The 2,369-nt window shown below is 43.6% G+C and carries 3 protein-coding genes and 1 pseudogene; 1 reads left to right on the top strand and 3 read right to left on the bottom strand.

Translation table 11 applies throughout. The features are described 5' to 3' along the window. Positions 1-796, top strand: a 796-nt coding sequence (locus WA010_RS11460; protein ID WP_422557246.1) for a hypothetical protein, incomplete at its 5' end; no start/stop codon positions are given. Here the strand turns inward: WA010_RS11460 and WA010_RS11455 are convergent. From WA010_RS11455 to WA010_RS11445, 3 genes and pseudogenes are all read right to left on the bottom strand, one after another. Further along, positions 784-1,470, bottom strand: a complete 687-nt coding sequence (locus WA010_RS11455) for a dUTP diphosphatase (RefSeq protein WP_422557245.1) — start codon at positions 1,468-1,470, stop codon at positions 784-786. The genes WA010_RS11460 and WA010_RS11455 overlap by 13 nt on opposite strands. 199 nt (positions 1,471-1,669) lie before the next feature. Further along, the gene (locus tag WA010_RS11450; protein ID WP_422557244.1) at positions 1,670-2,077 is read right to left on the bottom strand and encodes a pyridoxamine 5'-phosphate oxidase family protein; all 408 of its coding nucleotides are present in this window, start codon (positions 2,075-2,077) and stop codon (positions 1,670-1,672) included. After that, positions 2,070-2,369, bottom strand: a pseudogene (locus WA010_RS11445) (aminotransferase class I/II); the annotation flags it as partial. The pseudogene WA010_RS11445 and the gene WA010_RS11450, both read right to left, overlap by 8 nt.

Raw genomic sequence — 2,369 nt, 5'->3', positions numbered from 1 at the left:
AGCAGTGTTAGCGCATAAATTCGCCCCTAAACGTAACAAAGTGATTCAACAAAATCTCGCTTTTGCCTTTAATCAGAGCCTGAGTGAGAAAGAAAAAGGGGAGATTGAGCGTTATTGTTACCGCAATTTGGCTCTAAATTTACTTCAAACGATGGAAAATCGTCGAAACAATGCTGAAGAGATTGCCTCGTGTGTAACGTTTAAAAACCGTGAAAAGGTGGATGAAATTTTGGCGCAAGGACGAGGAATTATTTTCGTTTCTGCCCATTTTGGCAATTGGGAGCTTGGAGGGGCTGCCCTCTCTTCACTCATAACCCCTGTTGCCTCTATTTACAAAGGATTTAGCCGTCAGGAATTCGATCCTTATTTGTACGAAGCCCGTTCACGTCACCGAATGGAGCTGACCGAGAAAAACGGTGCCCTCAAACATATGGCTAAAACCCTTAAAAAGAACGGTTCTGTATTGCTTATGATTGATCAGGCCAGTAATGCAAAATATGGTGTCAAAGCTGACTTTTTCTCACATGCGGCATACCACTCCTCTACTGCTGCCCATTTAGCCAGCAAATTTCAGGTTCCAATTGTAGGAGTTTATATACTCAGTGATGAAGAGCATTACTACACTATCTCTTTTGAAGATCCTATTGAAGTGGAAGGGAGTAGTGAAGAGGCGATTTTAGACGCCACAACCAAACAAGTCAATGCGATGGAGAGGGTAATAAAAGAGCACCCGAAATTTTGGTTCTGGTGCCATAAACGATGGAAAGGTGAATATAAAGAGATTTACGCAGGGTAAGCTTTTGTCATCACCTCATAGAGCTCGCTCGGGCTCATATCAGGATTGGCTTCCCAAGCACTTTTCATCACTGCATTATCCTCTAAGCCATTCCAAATCTTGATATAGCTCCCCTCTTTGTAACCATGATCCTGACGGAATTGGTTGAGGATATTTTTCCCGACATAGAGGCGATACAGTTCATCAAGATTCAAAGCACCCATAACCGAAAGACGAAAAAAATCATCCACCATTTTTTCCAAATCTCCATCGATAGCCGGTTCGAGGGAGCGTCGCATAATAGTTTCGATTTTTAGCATTAACGCCTCATCTAAAGCAAATGCAGGGGTATTTTGTGTGCAAAGCATCTCATACCCTTGTGTTTGAGCCATCCACGTTGCCATCTGTTCGTGCGTCTCTTTTTCACGATAAATACCGTCTTCGAGAACCAAACTCATAATAAAATGCCATACATCGACGATCTCAATTTGCAAGTTCGCATAATCGGTCGGCTGAGCAATACTTTTCCAATGCTTCCAGCCAAACGAATCGATCATCTCAGCACTCTCCATATAGACACAACGACGCCAGTTAATCCGCTTACCGTCTTTGGTCATACCCTTTTCCCAGCCTTGACCATTGGTCGCATCGTTTAATTGTTGTTGAAGTTGCAGCATTGAGAGTAGTTTGTTCATGGTTATCCTTTTTAATCTGTGCAATTATACGCTAATATTCCACTCATGGAAAAAATAAATTGTCATAAATGTAGCTATTATTTTGTCACATGGGAAGCCAATCAGCCCCACGGATGTAAAGCATATGGATTCAAAAGCAAAATGATCCCCTCCATGGTCGTTCAGAGTTCCAGCGGAGCACCGTGTAGTTACTTTAGCCCTAAAACTCCCGTTTCCAAGTAACCTTTTTCCCGAAACCCAGCGTGTTATCAGTCATTTTGACCTCATCCAGACGTATAATCCACAATGTCGGGTTCATTATCCGCGCATACGGGAATGCTTTAAAATAAATAGTTTCTAAACCATCGGAGCATTTCTCAATTTCCCCTACAAACTGTATCCCCTGAATCTTCCCCACCGTTTTGGTCTCCAACGCAACCGTTCCTGCGACATGGTGATTTTGCGCCATATTTTTCATGTGTTCGGTCGTTTCATCGGAAGCGACAATAAACGAGACTGTTTTAGGATCATAAGCATAAAACATCGAACAGCACCACAACCGTTCTCCCTTTGTTGCCAGTGAGAGGAGATGATGCTCGCCGATAAAGCGCTCGATTTTTTCAATCATTCAAAGCCTTCTCTAACCGATCCAACGCATCACCAAGTACCGATGTCGGTACGGCAAAGTTTAGCCGCATAAAACCGCTCCCCTCTTTCCCGAAACTAAGACCAGGGCTAAGTCCTAGTCCCGCTTTTTGGACAAAAAACTCCCGCAGTTCTCGATCTCCTAATCGGAGTGCTCTGCAATCAAGCCATGCTAGATAGGTCGCTTCAGGAGGGCGGAACTGAATTGCAGGGTGTTCTGCTACCCACGCTTCGATAAGGCGGCTATTTGTCCCTAGATGCTCTAATAGTTTTTG

Source organism: Sulfuricurvum sp. (assembly GCF_049305995.1).
Taxonomy (GTDB): domain Bacteria; phylum Campylobacterota; class Campylobacteria; order Campylobacterales; family Sulfurimonadaceae; genus Sulfuricurvum.
The sequence above is the reverse complement of the archived record's forward strand: the minus strand, read 5'-3'. Positions and strand labels throughout refer to the sequence as shown.

Bases quoted from the DNA above. Each gene is read 5' to 3' on its own strand.
- WA010_RS11455 (WP_422557245.1), bottom strand. From the start codon at position 1,470: ATGAACAAACTACTCTCAATGCTGCAACTTCAACAACAATTAAACGAT.
- WA010_RS11450 (WP_422557244.1), bottom strand. From the start codon at position 2,077: ATGATTGAAAAAATCGAGCGCTTTATCGGCGAGCATCATCTCCTCTCA.